This window comes from Plantactinospora sp. B24E8 (assembly GCF_039871735.1).
In the GTDB taxonomy this organism is placed as follows: Bacteria; Actinomycetota; Actinomycetes; order Mycobacteriales; family Micromonosporaceae; genus Plantactinospora.
In genome coordinates this window covers 72700-99360 of the sequence record NZ_JBDPMH010000027.1, presented here as the reverse complement: position 1 = coordinate 99360, position 26661 = coordinate 72700, and the positions used below count along the sequence as shown (strand labels likewise).

At 71.5% G+C, this 26661-nt stretch carries 21 protein-coding genes and 1 tRNA gene; 13 read left to right on the top strand and 9 right to left on the bottom strand.

Features of this window, described 5'->3' with window-relative positions:
* Nucleotides 1–204 precede the first annotated feature (204 nt).
* The 5 genes from ABGB21_RS28095 to ABGB21_RS28075 all read right to left on the bottom strand — a co-directional run bounded on the left by ABGB21_RS28095 (nucleotide 205) and on the right by ABGB21_RS28075 (nucleotide 3893).
* Complete coding sequence (locus ABGB21_RS28095) at nucleotides 205–1098, bottom strand: amino acid ABC transporter permease (RefSeq protein WP_347680313.1); 894 nt, start codon at nucleotides 1096–1098, stop codon at nucleotides 205–207.
* A complete protein-coding gene (locus ABGB21_RS28090; RefSeq protein WP_347680311.1) occupies nucleotides 1098–1772 on the bottom strand; it encodes an amino acid ABC transporter permease in 675 nt (224 codons plus the stop codon). Before ABGB21_RS28090 ends, ABGB21_RS28095 begins: the two co-directional genes overlap by 1 nt.
* An 84-nt stretch (nucleotides 1773–1856) precedes the next feature.
* Entirely contained in the window at nucleotides 1857–2723 is an 867-nt protein-coding gene (locus tag ABGB21_RS28085; RefSeq protein WP_347680309.1) for a glutamate ABC transporter substrate-binding protein, read from the bottom strand.
* A 62-nt stretch (nucleotides 2724–2785) separates the two neighbouring features.
* The gene (locus ABGB21_RS28080) at nucleotides 2786–3565 is read right to left on the bottom strand and encodes an amino acid ABC transporter ATP-binding protein (RefSeq protein ID WP_347680307.1); all 780 of its coding nucleotides are present in this window, start codon (nucleotides 3563–3565) and stop codon (nucleotides 2786–2788) included.
* A 232-nt stretch (nucleotides 3566–3797) separates the two neighbouring features.
* Nucleotides 3798–3893 (bottom strand) — tRNA-Sec (locus ABGB21_RS28075).
* A 107-nt stretch (nucleotides 3894–4000) separates the two neighbouring features.
* Between ABGB21_RS28075 and ABGB21_RS28070 the strand changes: the two genes are divergently transcribed.
* Both ABGB21_RS28070 and ABGB21_RS28065 read left to right on the top strand, forming a co-directional pair.
* Nucleotides 4001–6361 (top strand): hypothetical protein, encoded by a 2361-nt coding sequence (locus ABGB21_RS28070; RefSeq protein WP_347652087.1) that lies wholly within the window; start codon nucleotides 4001–4003, stop codon nucleotides 6359–6361.
* Nucleotides 6362–6764: 403 nt separating this feature from the next.
* A complete protein-coding gene (locus ABGB21_RS28065; RefSeq protein ID WP_347652239.1) occupies nucleotides 6765–7247 on the top strand; it encodes a hypothetical protein in 483 nt (160 codons plus the stop codon).
* Here ABGB21_RS28065 and ABGB21_RS28060 read toward each other — a convergent pair.
* Nucleotides 7196–7456, bottom strand: coding sequence for a DUF2277 family protein (locus ABGB21_RS28060; RefSeq protein WP_347652086.1), 261 nt, complete (start codon nucleotides 7454–7456; stop codon nucleotides 7196–7198). The genes ABGB21_RS28065 and ABGB21_RS28060 overlap by 52 nt on opposite strands.
* Nucleotides 7457–7539: 83 nt before the next feature.
* Between ABGB21_RS28060 and miaB the strand changes: the two genes are divergently transcribed.
* Nucleotides 7540–9033, top strand: coding sequence for a tRNA (N6-isopentenyl adenosine(37)-C2)-methylthiotransferase MiaB (gene miaB, locus ABGB21_RS28055; RefSeq protein ID WP_347652085.1), 1494 nt, complete (start codon nucleotides 7540–7542; stop codon nucleotides 9031–9033).
* A gap of 158 nt (nucleotides 9034–9191) precedes the next feature.
* Here miaB and ABGB21_RS28050 read toward each other — a convergent pair whose 3' ends face one another.
* Complete coding sequence (locus tag ABGB21_RS28050) at nucleotides 9192–10400, bottom strand: DUF349 domain-containing protein (RefSeq protein WP_347680305.1); 1209 nt, start codon at nucleotides 10398–10400, stop codon at nucleotides 9192–9194.
* Nucleotides 10401–10555: 155 nt separating this feature from the next.
* Between ABGB21_RS28050 and ABGB21_RS28045 the strand changes: the two genes are divergently transcribed.
* The 3 genes from ABGB21_RS28045 to dapF are packed head-to-tail and all read left to right on the top strand — an operon-like array spanning nucleotide 10556 to nucleotide 13138.
* Nucleotides 10556–11374 (top strand): hypothetical protein, encoded by an 819-nt coding sequence (locus tag ABGB21_RS28045; RefSeq protein ID WP_347652082.1) that lies wholly within the window; start codon nucleotides 10556–10558, stop codon nucleotides 11372–11374.
* A complete protein-coding gene (gene miaA / locus ABGB21_RS28040) occupies nucleotides 11371–12285 on the top strand; it encodes a tRNA (adenosine(37)-N6)-dimethylallyltransferase MiaA (RefSeq protein WP_347652081.1) in 915 nt (304 codons plus the stop codon). The genes ABGB21_RS28045 and miaA overlap by 4 nt, the downstream gene beginning before the upstream one ends.
* Nucleotides 12286–12292: 7 nt before the next feature.
* The gene (gene dapF, locus ABGB21_RS28035) at nucleotides 12293–13138 is read left to right on the top strand and encodes a diaminopimelate epimerase (RefSeq protein ID WP_347652079.1); all 846 of its coding nucleotides are present in this window, start codon (nucleotides 12293–12295) and stop codon (nucleotides 13136–13138) included.
* 71 nt (nucleotides 13139–13209) lie between these two features.
* Here the strand turns inward: dapF and ABGB21_RS28030 are convergent, their stop codons facing one another.
* Complete coding sequence (locus tag ABGB21_RS28030) at nucleotides 13210–14691, bottom strand: NAD-dependent malic enzyme (protein ID WP_347652078.1); 1482 nt, start codon at nucleotides 14689–14691, stop codon at nucleotides 13210–13212.
* A 474-nt stretch (nucleotides 14692–15165) separates the two neighbouring features.
* Here ABGB21_RS28030 and hflX point away from each other — a divergent pair, with 474 nt between their 5' ends.
* Both hflX and ABGB21_RS28020 read left to right on the top strand, forming a co-directional pair.
* Nucleotides 15166–16596, top strand: coding sequence for a GTPase HflX (hflX, locus tag ABGB21_RS28025; RefSeq protein WP_347652238.1), 1431 nt, complete (start codon nucleotides 15166–15168; stop codon nucleotides 16594–16596).
* A gap of 81 nt (nucleotides 16597–16677) precedes the next feature.
* On the top strand, nucleotides 16678–18411 hold the full coding sequence (locus ABGB21_RS28020; RefSeq protein ID WP_347652077.1) for a hypothetical protein: 1734 nt from the start codon (nucleotides 16678–16680) through the stop codon (nucleotides 18409–18411).
* 108 nt (nucleotides 18412–18519) lie between these two features.
* Here the strand turns inward: ABGB21_RS28020 and lexA are convergent, their stop codons facing one another.
* Nucleotides 18520–19305, bottom strand: coding sequence for a transcriptional repressor LexA (lexA, locus tag ABGB21_RS28015; protein WP_347680303.1), 786 nt, complete (start codon nucleotides 19303–19305; stop codon nucleotides 18520–18522).
* Nucleotides 19306–19550: 245 nt separating this feature from the next.
* On the opposite strand from lexA, the gene ABGB21_RS28010 reads away from it, so the two are divergent.
* From ABGB21_RS28010 to abc-f, 5 genes are all read left to right on the top strand, one after another.
* Nucleotides 19551–19892: a LysM peptidoglycan-binding domain-containing protein gene (locus ABGB21_RS28010; protein ID WP_347680301.1), complete on the top strand. Its 342-nt coding sequence runs from the start codon at nucleotides 19551–19553 to the stop codon at nucleotides 19890–19892.
* A gap of 254 nt (nucleotides 19893–20146) precedes the next feature.
* Nucleotides 20147–20665: a transcriptional regulator NrdR gene (gene nrdR, locus ABGB21_RS28005; protein WP_347652074.1), complete on the top strand. Its 519-nt coding sequence runs from the start codon at nucleotides 20147–20149 to the stop codon at nucleotides 20663–20665.
* A 70-nt stretch (nucleotides 20666–20735) separates the two neighbouring features.
* Complete coding sequence (locus ABGB21_RS28000; RefSeq protein WP_347652073.1) at nucleotides 20736–23606, top strand: vitamin B12-dependent ribonucleotide reductase; 2871 nt, start codon at nucleotides 20736–20738, stop codon at nucleotides 23604–23606.
* A 178-nt stretch (nucleotides 23607–23784) separates the two neighbouring features.
* A complete protein-coding gene (locus ABGB21_RS27995; protein WP_347680299.1) occupies nucleotides 23785–24720 on the top strand; it encodes a DUF2332 domain-containing protein in 936 nt (311 codons plus the stop codon).
* Nucleotides 24721–25010: 290 nt separating this feature from the next.
* Nucleotides 25011–26648, top strand: a complete 1638-nt coding sequence (abc-f, locus tag ABGB21_RS27990; protein WP_347680297.1) for a ribosomal protection-like ABC-F family protein — start codon at nucleotides 25011–25013, stop codon at nucleotides 26646–26648.
* Nucleotides 26649–26661: the final 13 nt, after the last annotated feature.

Here is a 26661-nt window from a genome sequence, read left to right as displayed (position 1 = left end):
CCGGCCCGGGACGGGTTCGTCACCACGGCGACGTGCTGACCGAGCAGGCTGACGGTCGGGACGGAACGCCAGGTCCGGCCGTCGTCGTAGGAGACCGAGACGTCGGCGTCCGTCACCCGGCCGGCGGGGGCCGGGGGGGGGTCGGGGGGCGGCCCCCGCCGGTGCGGTGTGTCAGCGCCGGTCTGGCCGGCCAGGGCTGGTCGGTCAGGTGCCGACGACGGCGCCCTCACCCGCACCCTGCGGTACGGGCGGCTGGGGCGTGTCGGCGACCTTGGGAGCCCGGCCGCCACGGGTGCGGCTGCGCCGGTCGAGCCAGTTGGCGAGCATGGTGAGCAGCGAGTTGATGATGATGTAGATGACTGCGGCCACGATCGCGGCGGCGACCACGTTGCCGTAGTTCGCGGACAGGTCGTTGACGCCGCGCTGCAGCAACTCGGGGTACGCGACGATGTAACCGAGCGCGGTGTCCTTGAGCAGGACGACCAGCTGGCTGACGATCACCGGCAGCATCGACCGGGCGGCCTGCGGCACCAGGATGTGCCGCATCACCAGGGTCTTCCGCATGCCGATCGCGTACGCCGCCTCGGACTGGCCCCGGGGCACCGCCCGGATGCCGGCCCGGAACGCCTCGGCGAGGACCGACCCGTTGTAGAGGGTGAGTCCGATGACCACCGCCCAGAAGCCCGAGACGGGTGCCTGGATCAGGAACGGCACGGCGTAGAAGATGAAGAAGATCATCAGCAGCAGCGGTACGGCCCGGAAGAACTCCACGACCGCGCCGGCCGGGATGCTGATCCACCGGTGCTCGGAGAGTCGCCCCACCGCGAAGATGACGCCGAAGGCGAGCGAGAACACCATGCCGGCGGCCGCCGCCTGCAGGGTCGCGAGCAGGCCGGGGAGGATGAACCCGGTCCAGGTCTCCGACTCGGCGAACGGCTTCCAGAGGTTGCCGGACCACTGCCCCGCCGCGTCGAACTTGCGGTAGACCCACCAGAGCAGGGCGAGCAGGGCGAGGCCGAAGACGACGGTCAGGACCGCGTTGCGGACCCTGGCCCGGGGGCCGGGGTGGTCGTAGAGGACCGAGGTGGTGTTGCTCATCAGCGCTTCACCGCCAGCCGGTTGGCGAGCCATCCGAAGAAGTAGCCCGTCGGGATCAGGAGCAGGGCGAAGGCGCCGGCGAAGACCGCGAAGATCAGAACACCGGCGTTGCCGTACGAGTTGATCAGGTCCTTCATCACGCTGGACGACTCCATCAGGCCGATGGTGCCGACGATCGTGCTGTTCTTGCAGAGCGCGATCAGGATGCTGCCCAGCGGCGCGACGACGGCCCGGCCGGCCTGCGGCAACACCACGATCCGCAACGTCTGGGCGAAGGTGAGCCCGATGGCCCGGGCCGCCTCGGCCTGTCCGGCCGGCACGGTGTTGATGCCGGAGCGGATCGCCTCGCAGACGAACGCGGCGGTGTACGTCGACAGTCCGATCACGCCCAGCCAGTAGGTGTTGAGCGGGAGGTCGTCGGAGAAGCTCAGGCCGAACGTGCTGTAGAGCCCGAAGTAGCAGAAGAAGATGATCAGGGTCAGCGGCGTGTTGCGGAAGATGTTGACCCAGCCGGCGCCGAACAGCCGCAGCACCGGGATGGGCGAGACCCGCATCGCGGCCAGGATCACGCCGAGTACCAGTGCGAGCACCGCGGAGGCGCCGGTCAGTTTGAGGATCCAGACGAAGCCCGACACCGTGGCGTCGACGTTCCTCGGATCACCGAATACGTCCATGTGTCCTTGCTCCTGGAGAGCACATCGGGCCCTGAACGACAGCCGGGGCCGGCGGGTGTTCGCCGCCGGCCCCGGGTCAGACGATCAGGCGGGGCAGTTGGTCAGCTTGCTGGTGTCCAGGGTCGGGGCGGGGGTGCCGCTCTTGCCGAGGGTCTTGTCCCAGGCGGCCTTGTAGCTGCCGTCCGCCGCCGCGGCGGTGAGGATCTCGTTGACCTTCTTGCAGCCCTCGACGTCCTCCTTCTTCAGCCCGATGCCGTACGGCTCGGAGGAGAAGGGCTTGCCGACCACCTTGAACTTGCCGGCGTACTGGTCCTGCGAGGCGTAGCCGGCGAGGATGATGTCGTCGGTGGTCACCGCGTCGACCTGGCCGTTCTCCAGCAGCGGCAGGCACTTGGTGTACGCGTCGAACTGCTGGAGTTTGGCCTTCGGGTAGTCGGTCTGGATCCGCTTGGCCGGCGTCGAGCCGCTCGCCGAGCAGACCGTCTTGCCCTCCAGCGCCTCCGGCCCGGTGATGGCGGTGTTGTCCGCCTTCACCAGCAGGTCCTGTCCGGTGATGTAGTACGGCCCGGCGAAATTGACCTTCTGCTTGCGCTCGTCGGTGATCGAGTAGGTCGCCACGACGAGGTCGACGGTGCCCTGCTGGATGAACGACTCCCGGTTGGGCGTGGTGGTGGTCTTCCACTCGATGCCGCTCTCCTCGACACCCAGACCCTTGGCAATGATCTTGCCAATCTCGATGTCGAAGCCCTCGTACGCGCTACCGGTCTGCAGACCGAGACCGGGCTGGTCGGACTTGACGCCGATGACCAGCTTCTTGCTCGACTCCGCCTTGCCGATGATCCCGGACGCGGAGCCGCCCGAACCCGTACCGTTGCCATCACCGCCGCAGGCGGCGACGGTGAACGAGAGTGCCGCGACCGCGGCCATCGCCGCCACGCGCGTGATTCGCATTGCTCTTCCCCTTCTTCGACTTAGCGCGCCGGCCAGCCGACCGGGCGCTCCACACAGGACGCCTAGTGCGTCAGGATCTTCGACAGGAAGTCCTTGGCCCGCTCGCTGCGCGGGTTGGCGAAAAACTCGGCGGGCGGCGCGTCCTCGATGAGCTGTCCGTCGGCCATGAAGATGACCCGGTTGGCGGCGTGCCGGGCGAAGCCCATCTCGTGCGTCACCACCACCATGGTCATGCCGTCCCTGGCGAGCGAGGTCATCACCCCGAGCACCTCACCGACCATCTCCGGGTCCAGCGCGCTGGTCGGCTCGTCGAAGAGCAGGGCCTTGGGCTGCATCGCCAGGGCCCGGGCGATCGCCGCCCGCTGCTGCTGGCCGCCGGAGAGCTGCGCCGGGAACTTGCCGGCCTGGGAGGCGATGCCGACCCGGTCGAGCAGTTCGAGGGCGCGCTTGCGCGCCGACTCCGGCTTCTCCCTACGCACCTTGATCGGCCCGAGGGTGACGTTCTCCAGGATCGTCTTGTGGGCGAAGAGGTTGAACGACTGGAAGACCATGCCCACGTCACTGCGCAGCCGGGCCAGGGCCCGGCCCTCGGCCGGCAGTGGCTGGCCGTCGAAGGTGATCGTCCCCGCGTTGATGGCCTCGAGGCGGTTGATCGCCCGGCACAGGGTCGACTTCCCGGACCCGGAGGGTCCGATCACCACGACGACCTCACCCCGGCTCACCGAGAGGTTGACGTCCTGCAGCACGTGCAACGGGCCGAACCACTTGTTGACCCCGTCAAGCCGGATGAGCGGTTGGTCGGTCGTACCACTCACTTCGCCCGCCTGGCTCCGCTCGGTCATGCCCCACCTGTCTCGTCCACGGTCTGTCACACCGGATTCCGCTGAATCAGTGACGCAACTCTAGGGGACCTGACGTGCTGGAACGCAATCGACTTCATCACGGGGCGGTAACGACAGCCACGAAGATCGCAACTGTCCGTTAAGGTGCGTGGACTGTTTGTGGTCATTGGCCACGGAACAGGTGCCTTGACCGTCGGCCCGGGCGCCCTTGGTACCGGAGCCGGGACGAGGGTGGCGGAGGCGTACGGGGATCGAACCCGCCCGACCGAGTTACTCGGTCACATCGGTTTTGAAGACCGTGAGGACCACCAGGTGCCTGCCCGCCTCCGTGGCGAACCGCGATGTTCCGCCCCTGATCGTATGCGTTGAGGCCGGTGCGCACCGGTTGATCCGCCGGGATGGTGTACCGGGTGTGGGCCTGTCACACTTCGTGTCATGCGGGGCACCGAACGCCTGCGACCGTGGCCGCTGGTCGGGCTCACCCTCTTTGTCCTGGCGTTGGTCGGTGCGGCGGTGCTCGCCCTGCTCCTCACCGACGGCAACGAGCAGCTGGTCGCCGTGGTCGTCTCGGTCGCCACGGCGATTCTCGCCCCGCTGATCAGCGCCGTCGCGGTGGCACTGTGGCGGCGCCGGCACTGGGAGGGACTGGATCCGGCAGCGGCGCTGACGCTGGCCGGCGACCACCTGGCCCGGGCGGTCGAGGAGCAGTGGGAACCGGCGCTGCGCGACCGCCGACTCGTTCGCCCGATCCCGGTGCGTTGGGTCTGGTCCACCCGACCGGTGAGCGGCCGGGTGGAGGAGGCGGTCGGCGGCTTCGACGGCCCGGCCCACGGCCGGTTCGCGCCGCTACCGGGAATCGAGGCGGCGACCGTCGACACGGTACGCGGCGGCGGTCTCGCCGACCTCTTCACCATCTACGCCGGCCTCGAATCCGGTCGGGTGGTGGTGCTCGGCGAGCCCGGGGCGGGTAAGTCGGCGGCCGCGATCCTCGCCGTGCTCGAAGCCCTTCGGCACCGCAGGCAGGTCGAGGACGCCCAGGAGCGCGCCGAGATCCCGATCCCGGTCCTGCTCACCGCGCGTACCTGGGACCCGGAACGCACGTCGCTGCACCGCTGGCTGGCCGACCGGATCGCCACCGACTTCCGGTTCCTGCGGGCGTCGGCGTACGGGCCGGACGTCGCCACCCGACTGGTCCGGGAGCGTCGCGTCGCGCTTTTCCTCGACGGGTTCGACGAGCTGGACGCCGAGCTGCGCCCCCTCGCGCTGGAGGCCCTCGACGATCAGGCCGATCTCCGGCTCGTCCTGTTCACCCGGAGCGAGCAGTACGCCGAGGCGGTGCGTGGCGCACACCTGCACGGTGCGGCCGCCCTCGAACTCCGCCCGGTTCCCACCACCGTCGCCGCCGACTATCTCGCCCGGTGGCAGCTCGCCGAACCCCCGCCGGCCTGGCGCCGGCTGGTCGACCGCCTGCACCAGGCGCCGGACACTCCACTGGCGCGGGCGCTGACCTCGCCGCTGGCCGTGACCCTGGTCCGGGACACCTTTCCGGACCCGGCCGACCTCGAGGAACTGCTTGTCCCGGACCGGTTCGCCACCCGGGACGAGGTCGAGGACCACCTCCTGGACCGGGCCCTGTCGGCGGCGTACCGCCGACGCCCGGGCAAACCACCCGGCCGGTACGACCCGGGGCAGGCCCGCCGCTGGCTCGGTGCCCTGGCCACCGCGATGAGCCGGGACGGTGTCCGGGAGCTCGCCTGGTGGCGTCTGCACCGTTGGGCACCGGCCCCGGTGCGGGCGATCGCCACCATGCTCGCCGGCGGGCTCGTCGGCGGAGCGGCTGCGGCGGTCGTCGCCGCGTTCACCGAGGAGTTCGGGGAACGGGACACCATCGACATCGGGCCGGCCGCCGTGGTCGGTCTCCTGCTCGGCTTGGCGATCGGCCTGGCCGTCGAGCACCGGGACTCGCCGGCCGGCGGACTCGCTGGCAAGGCCGGTGCCCGGTTCAACCCCGGGCTCGGTCTCGTCTCGGGCCTCGCCGTCGGCCTCGCCACCGCGCTGACCGTGGGGCCGGCCGTGGGCGTCGTCGGCCTCGGGGTGGCGCTCGTCGCCGGCGCCGTGGCGGGGGCCGGCGCGGGTTTCGCCTCCCAGGCCGGGCTCACCCGCGCCGACTCGGCCCTGCCTCCACAGTCCGGCGTCGCCGGCACCCTCCGGGCGGGCCTCACCCGCGGTCTGCCCGCGGGCCTCGCCACCGGGGTCCCGATCGGGCTCGCCACCGGCGTTCCGGTGGGGATCGGATACGGAGCGCCGGCCGGACTCGTCACCGGACTTGTCATCGGCGCGACGTTCATCCTCGCGTTCGGACTCATCGACAGCTTCTCCGCCGCCTCGCTGAACGTCGCCGCCCCCCTCGATCCGGTCTCGGCGTGGCGGCAGGACCGGCGGCGCAGTTTTGTCGTCGGCGGCGTCTTCGGTCTCTCGGTGGGCGTCGCGGCCGGCGTCACCGACGGGATGGCGATGGCCCGGCACGATCCGCTCCCGGTCGCGGTCGGAGTTGGACTGGTCACCGGCGTGACGATCGGGGTGGTCGCCACCGTCGCCGCCGCCCTGACCGTCTCCAGCACCTGGCGGACCACACTGTCCTTTCTGCAACTGCGGCTCCGTGGGGACAGTCCGGTCCTGGGTATGCGGTTCCTGGAGGACGCCCACGAGCGCGGCGTGCTGCGCGTCGTCGGCTCGGTCTACCAGTTTCGGCACGCCAGGCTCCAGGACCGCCTCACCGAGACGCACCGCTCCTGACCCGCGGCCGGTCCGGTTCCGGGCCGACCGTCCGGTGGGCGGCGGCCGGCCGTGGACGCCGACGTGGGCTCGCCGCAGGTCCACGGTGACCCGTCCGGGTGACCGTGCGAACTGTCCGGTGGGCGACCGCCGCGGCTGATTCTCGCCACGCAGGGTGAGCATCTCGGGCGAGCCGCGCTGTCGGAGGGGGGTTATGTGACTACAATAGGTAGTCAAGCTTTGTCTATTTCGGCGGATATGGTCACAGACCGGTAACTTAGCCGCGCTCGACCCGGTCCGCCCGGCACCATCGTTGGTGATGGCCGTCCCGCCCGACGACCACAGGCGACCGACCGGTCGCCGCCACGAGGGAGTGGTCACGAGGAAGTGGTCGGGCCGGACCGAGCAGAGCGAGGAGGCGGCAATGATCGAGCTGTGGAACTGGAGGATCGAGAGGCGCGTCGCCGCCACGGAGATCCGTCCCGCGCTCGCCGACGCGCTCCGCGTACCGGTGCTGCCGCTCGGCGCCATCGACCCGGCGGACATCCCGCAGGGTGCGATGCTCGTCGACGTGACGCACCGGCCCGGCGACTACCCGACCTCCGTCGACTGTTACGCGCCGCCGTCCGGGCTGCCCGAGGTGGTCGCCGTCGCGGCGTTCGCCCGTCGGCTGCGCCGGTCCTGCCTGCTGCCGGACGACACCCTGGACGCCGGACGCCACCTGCTGGTCACCCCGGACGGCACGATCCGTCCGGTGCACCTCGACGTCCGGGAGACCGACGACGGCGAGATCCTCTCCAACCAGCGGCTCTGCACGGTGCTCAGCCCCCGCTGCCGGGGCTGGTCACCCTGCCATCAGTCGCGTTGGAGCCCGGACTCCGTACTGCCCGCCCTCGCCGCGGCCTGACCGCCGCCGCGTACCACGAGGTTGTCGAGCAGGGTCCGGGTCGCCTCCGCGACCGCGGCCACCGCCGCGTCGAAGGCCTCCGCGTTGTGCGCGGCCGGGGTCCGGAACCCGGAGATCTTGCGCACGTACTGCAGCGCGGCGGCCTCGATGTCCGCGGCCGTGACCACCTCGGCGTACGGCTCCCGCAGGGTCTTGATGCTCCGGCACATGGCTCCTCCTAGTCCCCGGCGGTCGGGTTCCGCCCACGGCGGGATCCGGCCCCGCCGCCCGCTGCGGATACTCTGTCATTGTCATGACTACCGCAGCCCCGGGCAGCCCGCGCACCTACCAGGTGCGGACGTACGGCTGCCAGATGAACGTGCACGACTCCGAGCGGATCTCCGGACTGCTGGAGCAGGCCGGCTATGTCCGGGCCGCCGAGGCCGACGATCCCGACGTGGTGGTCTTCAACACCTGCGCGGTCCGGGAGAATGCGGACAATCGGCTCTACGGCAACCTCGGTCACCTGCGCCCGGTGAAGGAGAAGCACCCCGGGATGCAGATCGCCGTCGGCGGCTGCCTCGCCCAGAAGGACCGTGGCGAGATCGTCCGCAAGGCGCCCTGGGTCGACGTGGTCTTCGGCACCCACAACATCGGCTCGCTGCCGGTGCTGCTGGACCGGGCCCGGCACAACACCGCCGCCGAGGTGGAGATCCTGGAGTCGCTGGAGGTCTTCCCGTCGACCCTGCCGACCCGGCGCGAGTCGACGTACGCCGGCTGGGTGTCGATCTCGGTCGGCTGCAACAACACCTGCACGTTCTGCATCGTGCCGTCGCTGCGCGGCCGGGAGAAGGACCGCCGTCCCGGCGACATCCTGGCCGAGGTACGGGCGCTGGCCGCCGAGGGTGTGCTCGAGGTCACCCTGCTCGGCCAGAACGTGAACTCGTACGGCGTGGAGTTCGGCGACCGGCTCGCCTTCGGCAAGCTGCTCCGGGCTACCGGCGAGATCGAGGGGCTGGAACGGGTCCGGTTCACCAGCCCGCATCCGCGCGACTTCACCGACGACGTGATCGCGGCGATGGCCGAGACCCCCACCGTCTGCCACTCGCTGCACATGCCGTTGCAGTCCGGCTCCGACGACGTGCTGCGGGCGATGCGCCGGTCCTACCGGGCGGACCGCTACCTGGGGATCATCGAGAAGGTCCGGGCGGCGATGCCGGACGCGGCGATCACCACCGACATCATCGTCGGCTTCCCGGGCGAGACCGACGCCGACTTCGAGCGCACCCTGGACGTGGTACGTGAAGCCCGGTTCGCCTCCGCCTTCACCTTCCAGTACTCCAAGCGGCCCGGCACCCCGGCCGCCGAGATGCCCGGCCAGCTGCCCAAGCAGGTGGTGCAGGAGCGCTACGACCGGCTGATCGCCTGCGTCGAGGAGATCACCTGGGCGGAGAACCGCGCACTCGTCGGCACCCCGGTCGAGGTGCTGGTGGCGGTCGGTGAGGGACGTAAGGACGAGCGGACCGGACGACTCTCCGGTCGGGCCCGGGACGGGCGGTTGGTGCACTTCGCCGCCGGCTCGTACGCGGGCCGGATCCGCCCCGGGGACATCGTCCGGACCGTGGTCGACTACGCCGCCCCGCACCACCTGAACGCCGACGGCGAGCCGCTGTCGCACCGACGTACCCGGGCCGGCGACAACTACGAGGCCGGGCAGACCCCGCGTGGCGCCGCGGTGTCGCTCGGGCTGCCGACCGTCGGCGTGCCACCCGCACTGCCCGCCTCCGCCGGCGCGTGCGACCGCTGACCACTGATGCTGGCAGCGGGTGACCACTGACGCCGACGGCCGGTGACCCGTCGGCGCCTGCGCGGCCGCTGACCGCCGAATCGTCCCCGGCACGGAAAAGGGCCCCTTCCCCACGAGGTGGGAGAGGGGCCCTCCGGAGTCGTCCGGACCGGTCCCGGTCAGCTCGCCTGTTCGGCGAGTTCGAGGAAGCGCCGCTTGGACGCCAGTGCCTGCTCGGCCTCGCGGATCCGTCGGGCGTCACCGGCGCTCTGTGCCCGGGCGAGCCGCTGTTCGGCCTCGGCGACCTGTTCCCGCATCTGCGCGAGCAGCGGGTTGGCCGACGGCTCGGTCCGCCGCCACGCCGAATCCATCGCCTGACGGACCTTCTCCTCCACCACGCGGATCCGCCGGTCCAGGTTGGCCGCCGCCTCGCGGGGCACCCGGCCCGCCTCGTGCCACTGGCCCTGGATCTCGCGCAGCTTCGCCTGCGCGCCCCGGGGGTCGGCCTCGACGTCCAGCGCCTCCGCCTCGGCGAGCAGGGCCTGCTTGCGCTCCAGGTTGCCGCGCAGCTCGGCGTCCCGGGCCGAGAAAACCTCGCTGCGCCGGGAGAAGAAGGCGTCCTGCGCACCCCGGAACCGCTCCCAGAGCCGTTCCTCGGCCTCCTTCGAGGCCCGGGGCGCGGCCTTCCACTGTGTCATCAGTTCCCGCAGCCGGTTGGCGGTGGCCGCCCAGTCGGTCGAGTCGGCCAGCGACTCGGCCTCGGTCACCAACTGCTCCTTGACCCCCTGGGCCTGCTTACGCTGGGCGTCCAGAGTGGCGAAGTGGGCACCCCGACGGCGGGTGAAGCCGTCCCGGGCGGCGGCGAACCGCTTCCACAGCTCACCGTCGGTCTTCTTGTCGACACCCCGGATGGTCTTCCACTCGTCCAGGATCTCCTTGAGCCGGTCGCCGGCGGTCTTCCACCCGGTCGACTCGGCGGCCAGCTTCTCGGCCTCCTCGACGAGTGCCGTCTTCCGGGCCACCGCCTCGGTACGGGCGGTCTCCCGGGCGGCCCGCGCCTCGCCGGCCTTGCCCTCGGCCACCGTGGCGAGCCGTTCCAGCCGGGTGGCGAGCCCGTCGATGTCGCCGACCACGTGTGCCCCGGCGAGCGAGGTCCGCAGGCGTCGGATGGTGGTCAGCGATCCGGACGGGTCCGCGGCCCCGGAGTTGAGCCGGGCCTCGACCAGGTCGACCTCGGTGACCAGGTCGGCGAAGCGGCGGGCGAAGTGGGCCAGGCCCTCCTCCGGTGCTCCGGCCTGCCAGGAACCGACCACCCGCTCACCCTCGGCCGTCTTGACGTAGACGTTGCCGTCCTCATCCACCCGTCCAAAGGCAGTCCAGTCACTCATGTGCCCATCCTCGTTCTCCCGACGCCGGCGGGGCTGGGGGTCCCCGACGTACGCCGCCACGGCGCAGCGAAGTTTCTCCCGGCATTGTCACAGGTCCAACCCGGTCCCCGTCGAGCGCCTGTCGTCGACCGTGACCATACGGTGTCTTTGACCGTATGGGGACCACCTGGCCTGCGGGCGGAGGGTTGCCCGCCCGCTACGGTGAAGCCGTGCCACTGGTCGCCGCCGCTGTCTGTCCGCATCCACCGCTCATCGTTCCCGCGCTCGCCGGGTCGGCCGCCGGTGAACTCGCCGGCCTCCGGGAAGCCTGTGACGAGGCGGTCACCCGACTCGTCGACTCCGCGGCCCGCCGGGTGGTGGTGGTCGGCGCCGACACCGCGACCCTCGAACACCACCTTCCCACCCGCGGCTCCTTCGCGCCATGGGGTGTTCCGGTGGAGGTGACCATCGGCGACCCGGACCGGGCGGCGGGACGACCGTCCCTGCCGTTGAGTCTGTCGGTGGCCGCCTGGCTGGTGACCCGACAGGCCGACGACGTACGCCCGGATCTCTGGCACCTGGTCAGCGTGGCGCAGGACGCCCCGGTGGCCGACTGCGTCCGGCTCGCCGAGCGGCTCGCCGCGATCGGTTCCGCCGGTGCCGACGAACCGTGGGCGCTGCTGGTGATGGGCGACGGCTCGGCCTGCCGGGGGGAGAAGTCCCCCGGGTACGACGACCCGGCCGCCCAGCCGTACGACGACGGGGTCGCCGCGGCGTTGGCGGCGGCGGACGGTGCGGCGCTGCTGGCGTTGCCGCCGGAGCTGTCGACGCGGCTACGGGTCACCGGGCGGGCGCCCTGGCAGGTGCTGGCGGCCGCGACGCGGCACAGTGGGCTGCCCTGGCGTGGTGACCTCTCCTACTACGCGGCGCCGTACGGCGTGAGCTACCTCGTCGCCAGCTGGACGCCGGCCGTCCCGACGGGACCGTCCCGATGACGGCGGGTCCGGTGGTCGCGGTGGTCGGGCCGACCGCCGCAGGCAAGTCCGCGTTGAGTGTGGCGTTGGCGCACGCCCTGAACGGCGAGGTGGTCAACGCCGACTCGATGCAGTTGTACCGGGGCATGGACATCGGCACCGCCAAGCTCACCCCCGCCGAACGGGCCGGGGTGCCGCACCACCTGCTGGACATCTGGCCGGTCAGCGAGCCGGCGAGCGTGGCGGAGTACCAGCGGCTGGCCCGGGCCGCGGTCGACGACATCCTGGCCCGTGACCGGGTGCCGCTGCTGGTCGGCGGATCCGGCCTCTACGTCCGGGCGGTGCTCGACGAGTTCGAGTTCCCGGGCACGGATCCGGTGGTGCGGGCGAGGCTGGAGGACGAGCTGCGGGCGGTGGGACCCGAGCCGCTCCATGCCCGGTTGCGGGCCGCCGACCCGGTCGCGGCGTCGCACATCCTGCCCGGCAACGGGCGACGCATCGTCCGGGCGTTGGAGGTGATCGAACTCACCGGGGCGCCGTTCACCGCCGCCCTGCCCCAACCGACTCCCTGGTACGACGCGGTCCAGATCGGGGTCGACCTGGACACCGCGACCCTCGACGAGCGGATCGGTGTCCGGGTGGACCGGATGTGGGAGGCCGGTCTGGTCGCCGAGACCGCCGACCTGGTCGAGCGCGGCCTGCGGTCCGGCCGTACGGCCAGCCGGGCCCTCGGCTACCAGCAGGTGCTGCGGATGTTCGACGGGGAACTGGACGAGGCGGCGGCGCGGGACGACACGGTCCGGGCCACCCGACGGTTCGTCCGCCGGCAGCGCTCCTGGTTCCGGCGCGACTCCCGGATCAGCTGGCTGGACGCGGCCCGGGACGACCTGGTCGAGGCCGCGTTGGCGACGGTCGCCGCGGCTCGGGGATGATGGGGGCGTGCACTTCACCAAGGGCCACGGCACCGGCAACGACTTCGTCATCCTGCCCGACCCCGACGGTCAGCTGGAGCTGACCCCGGCGGTCGTGGCCGCGCTCTGCGACCGACGGCGGGGCATCGGCGCCGACGGCGTACTGCGGGTGGTCCGGGCGGCCAAACATCCGGACGCGGTCGGCCACGCCGACGCCGCCGAGTGGTTCATGGACTACTGGAACGCCGACGGCTCCATCGCCGAGATGTGCGGCAACGGGACCCGGGTCTTCACCCGCTACCTGACCGTGCACGGGCTCGCCGAGCCGGTCGACGGTACGCTGCCGCTGGCCACCCGGGCCGGCGTGGTCCAGGTGCGGGTGGGCGCCGAGGAGATCGCCGTCGACCTGGGCGCGCCCCGGATCACCGGTCGGGATGTCGCCACCCTCGGCGGGCTGACCCTGACGGGTACGGCGGTGGACTGCGGCAACCCGCACCTGGTCTGTCAGCTGCCGCACAGCATCGAACTGGCGAACCTGGACCTGACCCGGGCCCCGGGATTCGACCCGGCGGTTTTCCCGGCCGGCGTCAACGTGGAGTTCGTCGTACCGGCCGAACCGGTGGCGGGCGCGGACCTGCACGTGCTGATGCGGGTCCACGAGCGGGGTTCGGGGGAGACCCTGTCCTGCGGCTCGGGCGCCTGCGCGGTGGCGGCGGTGGCGGTCCGGGACGCGGGCCGGACCGCCGGGGTGGTGGCGGTCGACGTACCGGGCGGCCGGCTGACCGTCACGGTCGACGAGCGGAGCTGCTGGCTGGCCGGCCCGGCGGTGCTGGTCGCACACGGCGAGATCGACCCGGCCGGCCTGCCCGTCTGACCGATCGTGGTCGGGAAGGGCCCCTTGTGACGCCACGCCGGAAACGGCGGGAAGGGGCCCTTCCGCGGCGCTCAGCTGGAGAGCGGGCTGGCCGGCGCGGCGGCCTCGGCGGCGATCTCGGGCAGGTCGGCCGGACCGGAGTCGGCGGCCGGCGGCGGCGCCGGGTGGTGGGCGGCGGCCCGGACGGCGGCCGCGACCGCCGGAGCGACCCGGGAGTCGAAGACGCTCGGCACGATGACCGTCGGGTTGATCTTGTCCGAGCCGACCACGTCGGCGATCGCCCGGGCGGCGGCGATCGCCATCTCCTCGGTGAACTCCTCGGCGTGTGCGTCCAGCATGCCCCGGAACACCCCCGGGAAGGCGAGCACGTTGTTGATCTGGTTCGGCTGGTCGGACCGGCCGGTGGCGACCACCGCCGCGTGCTTGCGCGCCTCGCGCGGGTCGACCTCGGGGTCCGGGTTGGCCAGCGCGAAGACGATCGCGTCCGGGGCCATCGCGGCGATGTCCTCCCCGGTGAGCAGGTTGGGGGCGCTCACCCCGATGAAGACGTCCGCACCCCGCAGCGCCGACGTGAGGTCCCCGGAGAAGTCCTCCCGGTTGGTGTTCTCGGCCAGCCACTGCCAGGCCGGGTTGAGTCCGGTCAGGCCACGGTGCAGGGCACCCTGGCGGTCGTACGCGATGATGTCGCCGACGCCCTGACGGAGCAGCAGCTTCATGATCGCCGTACCGGCGGCACCGGCGCCGGAGACCACGACCCGTACGTCGGCGAGCTTCTTGCCCACCACCCGCAGCGCGTTGGTCAGCGCGGCGAGGACGACGATCGCGGTGCCGTGCTGGTCGTCGTGGAAGACCGGAATGTCGAGCAGGTCCCGCAGTCGGGTCTCGATCTCGAAGCAGCGGGGGGCGGCGATGTCCTCCAGGTTGATCCCGCCGTACTGCGGGGCGATCGCCCGGACGATCGAGACGATCTCGTCCGGGTCCTGGGTGTCCAGCACCACCGGCCAGGCGTCGACCCCGCCGAACCGCTTGAACAGGGCGGCCTTGCCCTCCATCACCGGCAGTGCGGCGGCCGGGCCGATGTTGCCCAGGCCCAGTACGGCCGAGCCGTCGGTCACCACCGCGACCGTGTTCCGCTTGATGGTGAGCCGGCGGGCGTCCTTCGGGTTCTCCGCGATCGCGAGGCAGACCCGGGCGACACCCGGCGTGTACGCCCGGGACAGCTCGTCCCGGTTGCGGAGCGCCACCTTCGGGGAGACCTCGATCTTTCCGCCCAGATGGAGCAGGAAGGTACGGTCGGAGACCTTCCGGACATCCACCCCGTCGAGCGCGGTCAACGACCGTACGACCTGGTCGGCGTGGGTGGCGTCGGCGGTGTCGCAGGTGAGGTCCACGATCACCGTGGTGGGGTCGGAGTCGACCACGTCGAGCGCGGTGACGATGGCGCCGGCCTCGCCGACGCAGGTGGTCAACCGGCCGATGGCCGAGGCGTCCGCCGTTACCCCGATCCGGATGGTGATCGAGAATCCGGCACTCGGCAGTCGCGTGATCCCCACGTCGTCGTCCTCCGTCGTCTTCCCGCGGCGTCGTTGCCGCCGTCAGCATTCTTCACCCCACCGGGGAGGGTGGAAAACCGCCCGGTACCGGTGGTGGTCGCCGTTCGGCGACCCGGATCACCCTAGGCCGGTCCGGAAACGTCGCTGACGTCAGCCCGGTTCGACCAGCCGCGGTTCCCCCGGTGACGCGCCACCGGGGGGCCGGGCGTCGGGTAGGCGTCGCGGGCAGCGGTGCGGGTAGACCACGGGCGGGACCCGGTCCGCAGGCCCGGCCGTACCGGCCGGGATATAGCGGGTGCACCGGGCGCACGGGCGTGTCACGATTGAGTACTACCGACGCAGGGACAACACCTGACACCGGCAGCACAGACCCCACCAGACGCAGGGCCGGACCGGACAGGCACCGCAGAGCCGGTCACGGAGGCCCGAAGAGAACCGGAGGACGGTTTGCGAGACCAGGAAAGCTTCGTTCGGCTGGCGGACGAGGACCTCGACGCCATCGTCATCAACGACGATGACGACGTCACCACCGGCGAACTGGAGCTGGAGGACCGCCAGGCGCTGCGCCGGGTCGCCGGTCTCTCCACCGAGCTCGCCGACGTCACCGAGGTCGAGTACCGGCAGTTGCGGCTGGAGCGCGTGGTCCTGGTCGGCGTCTGGACCGACGGCACCGTGACCGACGCGGAGAACTCCCTGACCGAGCTCGCCGCGCTGGCCGAGACGGCCGGCTCACAGGTGCTCGAGGGGCTGATCCAGCGGCGCAGCCGGCCCGACCCGGCCACCTACATCGGTCGGGGCAAGGTGGACGACCTGAGTGCGGTGGTCCGCTCCACCGGCGCCGACACGGTGATCTGTGACGGGGAACTCTCGCCGTCGCAGCTGCGCAACCTGGAACAGCGCACCAAGGTCAAGGTTGTCGACCGGACTGCGCTGATCCTGGACATCTTCGCCCAGCACGCCAAGAGCCGGGAGGGCAAGGCACAGGTCGAGCTGGCCCAGCTCGAGTACCTGCTGCCCCGACTGCGGGGTTGGGGTGAGACCCTCTCCCGGCAGACCGGTGGTAGCGGCCGCGGCGGCGGCGCCGGCGGCGGTGTGGGTGTACGTGGTCCGGGTGAGACCAAGCTCGAGACCGACCGGCGCCGGATCCGGTTCCGGATCTCCCGACTGCGCCGCGAGATCAAGGCCATGCGGACCGTACGACAGACCAAGCGGGCCCGGCGGACCCGCGGCAACGTACCGGCGGTGGCGATCGCCGGCTACACCAACGCCGGCAAGTCCAGCCTGCTCAACCGGCTGACGAACGCCGGTGTCCTGGTGGAGAACGCCCTCTTCGCCACCCTGGACCCGACGACCCGCCGGTCGTACACCTCGGACGGGCGGGTCTACACGTTGGCGGACACGGTCGGATTCGTCCGACACCTGCCGCACCAGATCGTCGAGGCGTTCCGGTCCACCCTCGAGGAGGTCGCCGACGCCGATCTTGTCGTGCACGTGGTCGACGGCGCGCATCCCGACCCTGAGGAGCAGGTGCGGGCGGTCCGGGAGGTACTGGCCCAGGTCGGTGCCGACAAGCTGCCCGAGCTGCTGGTGATCAACAAGACCGACGCGGCGGACGAGGAGACCCTGCTCCGGCTGAAGCGGGAGTGGCCGGACGCGGTCTTCGTGTCCGCCCGGACCGGCCGGGGGATCGACGGGCTGCGGGCCACGATCGAGGCCCGGCTGCCCCGCCCGGCGGTCGAGGTCCGCGCGGTGCTGCCGTACGACCGGGGTGACCTGGTGGCCCGGGTGCACCGGCAGGGTGAGGTGCTCGGCACGGCCCACCTGCCGGAGGGGACGAAGTTGCACGTCCGGGTCGACGAGGCGCTGGCGGCGGAACTGGCGCCGTACCAGGAGGTAGTGGGATGAGGCTGCCCGCTCCGACACGGCAGCCCTGAGTTGATCACGCCGCCTCACCGGTTTGCGCCGCGCGCATGCGACACTGGGCGAATGCGGCGAGTCCTCTCCACGGTGCTGGTTGGCTCCGGTGCCCTCGGGTTGAGTCTGGGCCTGGTCGGGGTCACCCTCGGCGTCGGCGTCACGGCGGCGTCGGCCGACGCCGGCAAGAAGGTCTGCACCATCACCGACGAGCGGATGAGTGAACTCTCCGGGCTGGTCGCCACCCGCGACGGCTTCGTCGTGATCAACGACGGCAGCGAGGATCCCGCCCGGGAGCGGGTCTTCCTGCTGACCGACAAGTGCAAGCTCGCCGACACGGTCGCCTACGGTGGCAGCGGCCCGCTCGACCCGGAGGATCTGGCGATCTCCCCGGACGGCAAGACGTTGTGGATCGCCGACACCGGGGACAACGGCGCGACCCGGCGGCCCACGGTCGCGCTGTGGAGCATGCCGGTGGACGGTTCGGCGGCGCCGGTCATCCACCGGCTCGCGTTCCCGGACGAGAAGCGGCACGACGCGGAGGCGCTGCTGATCGGGGACGACGACGTTCCGCTGATCATCACGAAGACGACCGGCAAGGCCGAGATCTACCGCCCGACCGGCGCCCTGAAGAAGAACAACACCGCGGGTGTGCCGTTGGAGAAGGCCGGCGAGATCTCGCTGCCGAAGACCACCACCGCCAACCGTTTCGGGCCGGCCGGCCGGCAGACCGTCACCGGCGCGGCGCGGTCCCTGGACGGCAAGCGGATCGCACTCCGCACCTACGCCGACGCCTTCGAGTGGGACGTCCGGGACGGCGACCTGGTCAAGACCCTGACCAGCGGTACGCCCCGGACCACCGCGCTGGAGGACCCGTTCGGCGAGGCGATCGCCTACACCGCGGACGGCAAGAGTTTCCTGACGGTCTCGGACGTCGCCGCGCTGGACGAGCCGACCGACGTGACGATCCTGAGCTACACCCCGGCCACGGTGGTCGCCGCGGCGGCCGACGGGGCCGCGGGTGATTCGGCGAAGTCGGAGACGTCCTGGACGGATTCGCTGACCCTGGACGACATCACGTACCTCATCGGCGGTCTGGGTGTGATCGGCGCGATCCTGGTCGCGCTCGGCGTCTTCGGCATCCTGCGGGCCCGCCGTCGACCCGACGAGGGTCTGGGGGCCGGCGGCGTCGACGGCGACGACAACGGTCCGCGGTCCGGCCGCAAGGGCCGGCCGGGCGCCGGCGGCGATCCCGGGGCGGGCCGGCAGCCGGGTCCCGACGAGCGGGACGGGGCCGGTTGGGGCCAGGGTGCCGGCGGCTACGGCCAGGGCTACCGTTCGGATCGTCCCGCGGACGACTTCGAGCCGGTGGGGCGGGGCGCGGCGTCCGGCGGCGGTGTGTACGGTGGCCGACCCGCCGCCGGTGGGTCCTACGGTGGGCAAAGCACGCCGGATCGGGGCGCCCCGGTCGGGCGCCCGAGGTCCGGTGGCGGTGGCGGTGGCGTCTACGGCGGCCAGCGGCCGCCGGGTGGTGGCCGGGCCGGCCAGCCGGTGCCCGGAGGTGCCCCACCAGCGGGCCGGCGGGGCGGTGGGGGCGGTGTCTACGGTGGCGGCGGACAGCCACCGGCTGGCGGTGGCGGCGTCTATGGTGGCGGCGGACAGCCTCCGCGTGGCCCGCAGGGCGGCGGCCGGCGAGGGCCCGGGCCGGACGACGAGCCGTGGGCCGGTCCGAGGCGTGGCGGCGGTCAGTACGGCCAGCCCCGGCAGCGCCCCGGCGGCTACCCGGAGGAGCCCGACCACCGCTGATCCGGCGGCTCCCGGTGACGTGGAGGCTGGCGCCTATTCCGGTCGCCACCTGGGCCGGAACCTGGTCGGGTGCCGGCGGTCCGGCCGGCACCCGTGGTCGGTGCCGGCTCAGATCCGCCGCAGTACGGCAACCACCCGGCCCATGATGGTGGCACTGTCTCCGGGGATGGGGTCGAAGGCGGGGTTCTGCGGCATCAGCCAGACGTGTCCGTCGCGCTGCCGGTACGTCTTGACCGTCGCCTCGCCGTCGAGCATCGCCGCGACGATCTCGCCGGAGTTCGCGGTCGGCTGCTGCCGGACGACCACCCAGTCGCCGTCGCAGATCGCCGCCTCGAGCATCGAGTCGCCCTTGACCTGGAGCATGAAGACCTCGCCCTCCCCGACCAGTTCGCGGGGCAGTGGGAAGACGTCCTCGACAGCCTGTTCGGCGAGGATCGGCCCACCGGCGGCGATCCGGCCGAGCAGCGGCACGTAGGCGGGAGTCGGGCGTTGTGCCCGGGCCGCCTCGTCGTCGACGATGTCGCTCGGCGGTCGTACGTCCACCGCCCGGGGGCGGTTGGGGTCGCGGCGCAGGAAACCCTTCCGCTCCAGCTCCTTGAGCTGGTACGCCACGCTGGACGGGGAGACCAGTCCGACCGCCTCGCCGATCTCGCGCACGCTCGGCGGGTAGCCGTACCGCTCCACCCAGTCCCGGATGAACTCGAGGATGCGCCGCTGCCGGGCGGTGAGGTCGGCGTTGACCAGGTCGGGGAAGGTGCTGACCACCGGGGTGACGGCGCGCAGCGTCGGCGCGGCGTCCCGGGCCCGGGTGCCGGCACCACGTCGGCCGGCCCGGCTGCTCGGGGCGGTGCTCTTCTGTGCTTTCTGCCGGCTTGTCCGGTCGTCGGTCGACACGTCGTCCTCCTGGTGGCGGTGCGCTGCCTTGGCGGCTCGTGGTGCGTCGTGGGTCGACGTCCGCCCGGTGCGGTACCGGGGCGGTGTCGATGTTCACGACCGTATAGGTGAGATCACACAGTTTCAAACATCTGTACGACATCCAGTCCGGCGTGTCGGCTCCGGATGCTCGACATCGAACGCCTGTTCTGATAGACCATCGTACGTTCTAGCCTTCGAACTGGTGTTCGATCATGGAGGTCACGATGGGTGTGACGCAGGTTCCGGGGGCGTCCCGTGGGGGTCGACTGCGGCTGACCCGCCGGGGTCGGGCGGTGGTTACCATCCTTCTGCTGCTTCTCGTGGCCGCCGCCGCGGCCGTGCTCTCCCCGGCGTCCCGGGCGTCCCGGCCCGGGTCGGGTGTCGCACACGCGACGGCCCCGGCCGCCGTCGTGGTGGGCCCGGGTGACAGTCTCTGGTCGTTGGCCGAGCGGCACCGACCGGACCGGGACCCAGCCACGGTCGTCGATGAGATCCGTCGGCTCAACCGGATGGACGGCTACCTGGTGTACGTCGGTCAGCGCCTGCTCCTGCCGGCCGACCGGTAACCCGGAGGGTTGCCGGGAGGTTGACAAAATGCGGGCCGCGCCACGCCCCGTCAACTTGACCTCGGCTCTTCCTGGGCATACGGTCGACCCCTAGATGTAGTAGTCACAAGGCTGTAAGTCGCCTATAGGTTGGGGTTCAACTACCCACAGCTTTCAGGTACGCCGGTCCTGCGGGAGCCACCTCGAGTGGTCGGCCCGCGGCTGACGGCTGCCCGGGGGCGGATGGCGTCGGCGGCGGTGAGAGGAGGGGCGGCATGCGGTGTCCGTACTGTCGGCACCCCGATTCCCGGGTGGTCGACTCCCGTGAGGCCGACGACGGTCAGCTGATCCGTCGGCGTCGGTCCTGCCCCGAGTGTGGCAAGCGGTTCACCACGGTCGAGGAGGCCGTGCTCGCGGTGGTCAAGCGCAGCGGGGTCACCGAGCCGTTCAGCCGTACGAAGATCATTGGCGGGGTACGGAAGGCGTGTCAGGGGCGTCCGGTGGACGACGACCGGATCGCCCTGCTGGCCCAGCGGGTCGAGGAGACGGTCCGGGCCAGGGGCGCGGCCGAGATCCCGAGCCACGAGGTCGGGCTCGCCATCCTGGGACCGCTGCGGGAGTTGGACGAGGTGGCCTATCTGCGCTTCGCCAGCGTGTACCGGTCGTTCGAGTCGTTGGACGACTTCGAGCGGGAGATCGAGACGCTGCGCGCGGCGGCGGAGGCCCGTCGCCAGTCGGGGGACGGCGCGGGACCGGCCGGGTCGGCCATTCCGGCCGCGGCGCCGACCAGCTAGTACGTGTTCATTTCGAAGTCGAGGACGGACGTACGGCGGGGAGCCGTGCGCGCGTGAGGGGGCGGATGATATGTCGGGGGATGGTGTGACCGCAGGTAAGTCACGGACCCGGACGGCACCGACGACCGGGCTCAAGGTCGAGCGGGTGTGGACGACCGAGGGGGTGCACCCGTACGACGAGGTGACCTGGGAGCGCCGGGACGTCGTCATGACGAACTGGCGGGACGGCTCGATCAACTTCGAGCAGCGGGGCGTGGAGTTCCCGGACTCCTGGAGCGTCAACGCGGCCAACATCGTGACCACCAAGTACTTCCGGGGCGCGGTCGGCACCCCGGAGCGGGAGTGGTCGCTCAAGCAGCTCATCGACCGGGTGGTGACGACGTACCGGGCGGCGGGGGAGAAGCACGGCTACTTCGCCACCCCGGCCGACGCGGAGATCTTCGCCCACGAGCTGACCTGGATGCTGCTTCACCAGGTGTTCAGCTTCAACTCGCCGGTCTGGTTCAACGTCGGGACCGCCTCGCCGCAGCAGGTCTCCGCCTGTTTCATCCTCTCGGTCGACGACTCGATGGACTCGATCCTCGACTGGTACAAGGAGGAGGGCCTGATCTTCAAGGGTGGGTCGGGCTCCGGGGTCAACCTCTCCCGGATCCGTTCCTCCAAGGAGCTGCTCTCCAGCGGCGGCACCGCCTCCGGCCCGGTCAGCTTCATGCGCGGGGCGGACGCCAGCGCCGGCACCATCAAGTCCGGCGGCGCGACCCGCCGCGCGGCCAAGATGGTCATCCTCGACGTCGACCACCCGGACGTCGAGGAGTTCGTGGTCACCAAGGCCCGGGAAGAACACAAGATCCGGGCCCTGCGGGACGCCGGCTTCGACATGGACCTCGGCGGCTCCGACATCGTCAGCGTGCAGTACCAGAACGCCAACAACTCGGTCCGGGTCTCCGACGAGTTCATGAACGCGGTGGAGAAGGAGGGCTCGTTCGACCTGCGCGGCCGGATGGACGGCGCGGTGATCGAGACGATCGACGCCAAGAAGCTGTTCCGCACGATCGCCCAGGCCGCCTGGGAGTGCGCCGACCCCGGCCTGCAGTACGACGACACGATCAACGACTGGCACACCTGCCCGGAGACCGGGCGGATCACCGCGTCGAACCCTTGCTCGGAGTACCTGCACCTGGACAACTCCTCCTGCAACCTGGCCTCGCTCAACCTGATGAAGTTCCTCCGCGCCGACGGTGGCTTCGAGGTGGAGAAGTTCGTCAGGTCGGTCGAGTTCGTCATCACCGCGATGGACATCTCGATCTGCTTCGCCGACTTCCCGACCGAGAAGATCGGCGAGACCACCCGCCTGTACCGGCAGCTGGGCATCGGCTACGCGAACCTCGGCGCCCTGCTGATGGCCTCCGGCCTGCCGTACGACTCGGACCAGGGCCGCTCGGTCGCCGCGGCGATCACCTCGCTGATGACCGGTACCGCGTACCGGCGGTCCGCCGAGCTGGCCGGCGTCGTCGGGCCGTACGACGGCTACGCCCGCAACGCCGAGCCGCACAAGCGGGTGATGCGCAAGCACGCCGCCGCCAACGACGAGATCAAGCCGACCGGTACGGTGGCCACCGCCATCCAGCGGGAGGCCACGAAGCAGTGGACCCAGGGCAACAAGATCGGTGACAAGTTCGGCTGGCGGAACTCGCAGGCCAGCGTCCTCGCGCCGACCGGCACCATCGGTTTCATGATGGACTGCGACACCACCGGTGTGGAGCCGGACCTGGCGCTGGTCAAGTTCAAGAAGCTGGTCGGCGGCGGCTCGATGCAGATCGTCAACCAGACCGTGCCCCGCGCCCTGCGCAGCCTCGGCTACCCGGAGGAGCAGGTCGAGGCGATCGTCGAGCACATCGCCGACCACGGCCACGTGGTGGACGCCCCGGGCCTCAAGCCGGAGCACTACCCGGTCTTCGACTGCGCGATGGGTGAGCGTTCCATCGCCCCGATGGGGCACGTGCGGATGATGGCCGCCATCCAGCCGTTCGTCTCCGGTGGCATCTCGAAGACGGTCAACATGCCGGAGTCGGCGACCGTCGAGGACGTCGAGAAGATCTACTTCGAGGGCTGGAAGCTCGGCCTCAAGGCCCTCGCGATCTACCGTGACAACTGCAAGGTCGGCCAGCCGCTCTCGGTGGCCAAGTCGAACAAGGGCACCGAGACCCCGGCCGCCGAGGTCGAGAAGGTCGTCGAGAAGGTCGTCGAGTACCGGCCGGTGCGCAAGCGGCTGCCCAAGAAGCGGCCCTCGTCGACGGTGTCGTTCTCGGTCGCCGGGGCGGAGGGCTACCTCACCGCCTCGTCGTACCCGGACGACGGCCTCGGTGAGGTCTTCCTCAAGATGTCCAAGCAGGGCTCGACGCTGGCCGGGGTGATGGACGCCTTCTCGGTGGCCATCTCGATCGGCCTGCAGTACGGGGTGCCGCTGGAGACGTACGTCGCGAAGTTCACCAACATGCGGTTCGAGCCCGCCGGGATGACCGACGACTCGGACATCCGGTTGGCGACCTCGGTGATGGACTACATCTTCCGTCGGCTCGCCCTGGACTTCCTGCCCTACGAGCGGCGGGCGGAGCTGGGCATCTTCACCGCCAAGGAGCGGGCCGCGCAGCTGCGGGCCGAGGCGGAGGCGGAGAGCGCGGTGGACCTCGCCGCGATGGCCGCGTCGGCTCCGGTGGCGAAGCCGGCGCAGACCCCGACCGAGGAGACCGCGACGCCGGCGGAGCAGCCGGCCGAGGCGGCCCGCCCGGCGGCCCGGGTGGGTTCGTCGACCGAGTTGCTGGAGGCGGTGCTCGGCAAGGCGCAGGACGCCCCGCTCTGCTTCACCTGCGGCACGAAGATGCGCCCGGCCGGCAGCTGCTACGTCTGCGAGGGCTGCGGTTCCACCTCCGGCTGCAGCTGAGCCCGGAACGGGTTGACGCAACGGTCGGCCGGGCACGTCGAGCACTGACGGCCAGGTCGGCGGAAGGGAGTCGGGCGGCCGCCCGGCTCCCTTCCGCGTACCCGGGTCCGGGTCGGCGGCTCGGTCAGCCGCGTCGCCCCTCAGGGCCGGGGTCGGCGGGATCGACTACCCTCGCGCCATGACGATCGCCGCCCGCTACGCCGAATTCGCGGCCCGGGAGGCGTACGGCGTGTCACCCCAGTACGCGCGGCTGTCGTCGGCGGTCAGCGGGGACGAGACCCTGCTGGCCCTGCTCGGCACCCTGCCGCCGGCCAAGACCCAGCCGAACCTGCTGTTCGGTGTCGTACGGCTGCTCGGCGGTCCGGTCGACGACCCGGACGCCTTCCACGACTTCACCGTGACGAACTGGCCGGCGGTCGAGGCGGAGATCCGTGACCGGGCCACCCAGACGAACGAGGCGGGGCGGTGCGCCGTACTGCTGCCGGTCCTCGCGGCGCTACCGCAGCCGCTCGCCCTACTGGAGGTCGGCGCCTCCGCCGGGCTCTGCCTCTATCCCGACCGGTACGGCTACCGGTACGGCGACCACCTGCTCGGCGAGGGTGAGCCGGTGCTGGAGTGCACCCTCACCGGGGCGGCGCCGCCGTCCGCCCGACCCGAGGTGGTGTGGCGGGCCGGGCTCGACCTGAATCCGCTCGACGTGACCGACCCGGCGGACGTCGGCTGGCTCGACGCGCTCATCTGGCCGGAGCACACCCACCGCCGGGCCCGGTTGCGGGCCGCCGTCGCGGTCGTCTCGGCCGAGCCACCGCTGCTCGTCCGGGGTGACCTGGTGGACGACCTGCCGGCGCTGGTCGCGCGGGCCCCGGCCGGCGCGACCCTGGTGGTGTTCCACACCTCCGTGCTCTACCAGGTGCCGGAGCCGCGCCGGACCGCGTTTGTCGAGCTGGTCCGCGACCTGCCCGGGCGCTGGATCGCGAACGAGGACCCGGGCGTGCTGCGCCACGGCACGCTACCGACGCCTCCCGGCCCGGCTTTGCACAACGTGCTGGCGCTGGACGGCAGGCCGCTGGCCTGGACCAGGGGACACGGGCAGGCGATGACCTGGTTCGGCTGAGACCGGCCGGTGTCGCCCCGCCGTACCGGGGTACCCGAGGTCCGTCGGACGTGCTTGGCACCCGTCGGCGGCAGCGGCGGCGCCCGTGCTGTTATCCTGGACCACCAGCGATCTCGACCAGGGAGACCAGACGTGGCAGGTGACGACGACATCTCCGGGTGATACCGGGATGTGATCGGCCGGCGGTGGGTGCGTTCTCGCGCCACCGTGGCCATGCCGTCGTCGTACGAGCCCCACGTCCAACTGCTGGGCGGCACGGGTCCGCCCACCGCACCCGAGGTCTGTCTCCGATGTCCGACGCTTTCATCGTCTGTTCCCACCTGTCCTTTTCCTGGCCGGACGACACTCCGGTCTTCCAGGGCCTCTCCTTCACCCTGCCGGGCGGCCGGACCGGCCTGGTCGCGCCGAACGGCGCCGGAAAGAGCACCCTGCTCAAGCTGATCGCCGGCGAGTTGCGTCCCGGTGCCGGCGGCATCACGGTCAACGGGGTGCTCGGCTACCTCCCGCAGACCCTGCCGCTGGCCGGCGACCTGACCGTGGCCGACGTGCTCGGCATCGCCCCGGTGATCCGGGCACTGCACGCGATCGAGGCCGGGGACGCCAGCGAGGAACACTTCACGGTGGTCGGGGACGACTGGGACATCGAGGAACGCAGCCGGGGCGAACTCGACCGGCTCGGCCTGGTCGACGTCCCGTTCGACCGGCCTCTGGGTACACTCAGCGGCGGTCAGGTCATCTCCCTCGGACTCGCCGCGCAACTGCTGAAGCGGCCCGACGTCCTGCTCCTCGACGAGCCGACCAACAACCTCGACCTCGACGCCCGGCACAAGCTCTACGCCGTGCTGGAGGAGTGGGGCGGGTGTCTGCTGCTGGTCAGCCACGACCGTGCCCTGCTCGACCGGATGGACCGGATCGCCGAACTCGACCGGGGGGAACTGCGGTTCCACGGCGGCAACTACACCGCGTACGAGGCGGCGGTCCAGGCGGCGCAGGAGGTCGCCGAGAAGAACGTCCGCAACGCGGAGCAGGAGCTGAAACGGGAGAAGCGGGAGATGCAGCAGGCCCGGGAGCGGGCCCATCGGCGGGCCAGCAACGCCCAGAGGAACCTGAAGAACGCCGGCCTGCCGAAGATCTTCGCCGGGACGATGAAACGGGGCGCCCAGGAGGCGGCGGGCAGGGCGAACGAGACCCACGCCAACCGGGTCAGCGAGGCCCGGAGCCGGCTCGACGAGGCGAGCCGGGCGCTGCGTGACGAGCAGCGGATCGCCCTCGAGCTCCCGGACACCAGCGTCCCGGCCGGCCGTACCGTCTTCGTCGGCGAGCAGTTGCAGGTCCGGTACGCCGACCGGCCGGTCTTCGCCGGCGACGGCCTCGACCTGACGATCCGGGGACCGGAGCGGATCGCGCTCACCGGTCCGAACGGCGCCGGCAAGTCCACCCTGCTGCGTCTGCTCCACGGTGGCCTGGCCCCCGGCAGCGGCCAGCTCAAGCGGGCCGAGGGCCGGGTCGCCTACCTGTCGCAACGGCTGGACCTGCTGGACCTGGACCGGACCGTGGCGGAGAACCTGGCCGCGTTCGCCCCCACCAGACCGGAGGCGGAGCGGATGAACCTGCTCGCCCGCTTCCTGTTCCGAGGCTCCCGGATCCACCTACCGGTCGGGGTGCTCTCCGGTGGCGAGCGGCTGCGGGCCACCCTGGCCTGCGTCCTGTACGCCGAACCGGCACCGCAGCTGCTGCTGCTCGACGAGCCGACGAACAACCTCGACCTGGTCAGCGTCGGCCAGTTGGAGAGCGCGCTCGGGGCGTACCAGGGCGCGTTCGTGGTGGTCAGCCACGACGAACGGTTCCTCGCCGAGATCGGGGTGGACCGCTGGCTACGGCTGGCCGACGGCCGACTGCGGGAGACGACGGGACCGGACGGCGTCTGATCCCGGATCTGTT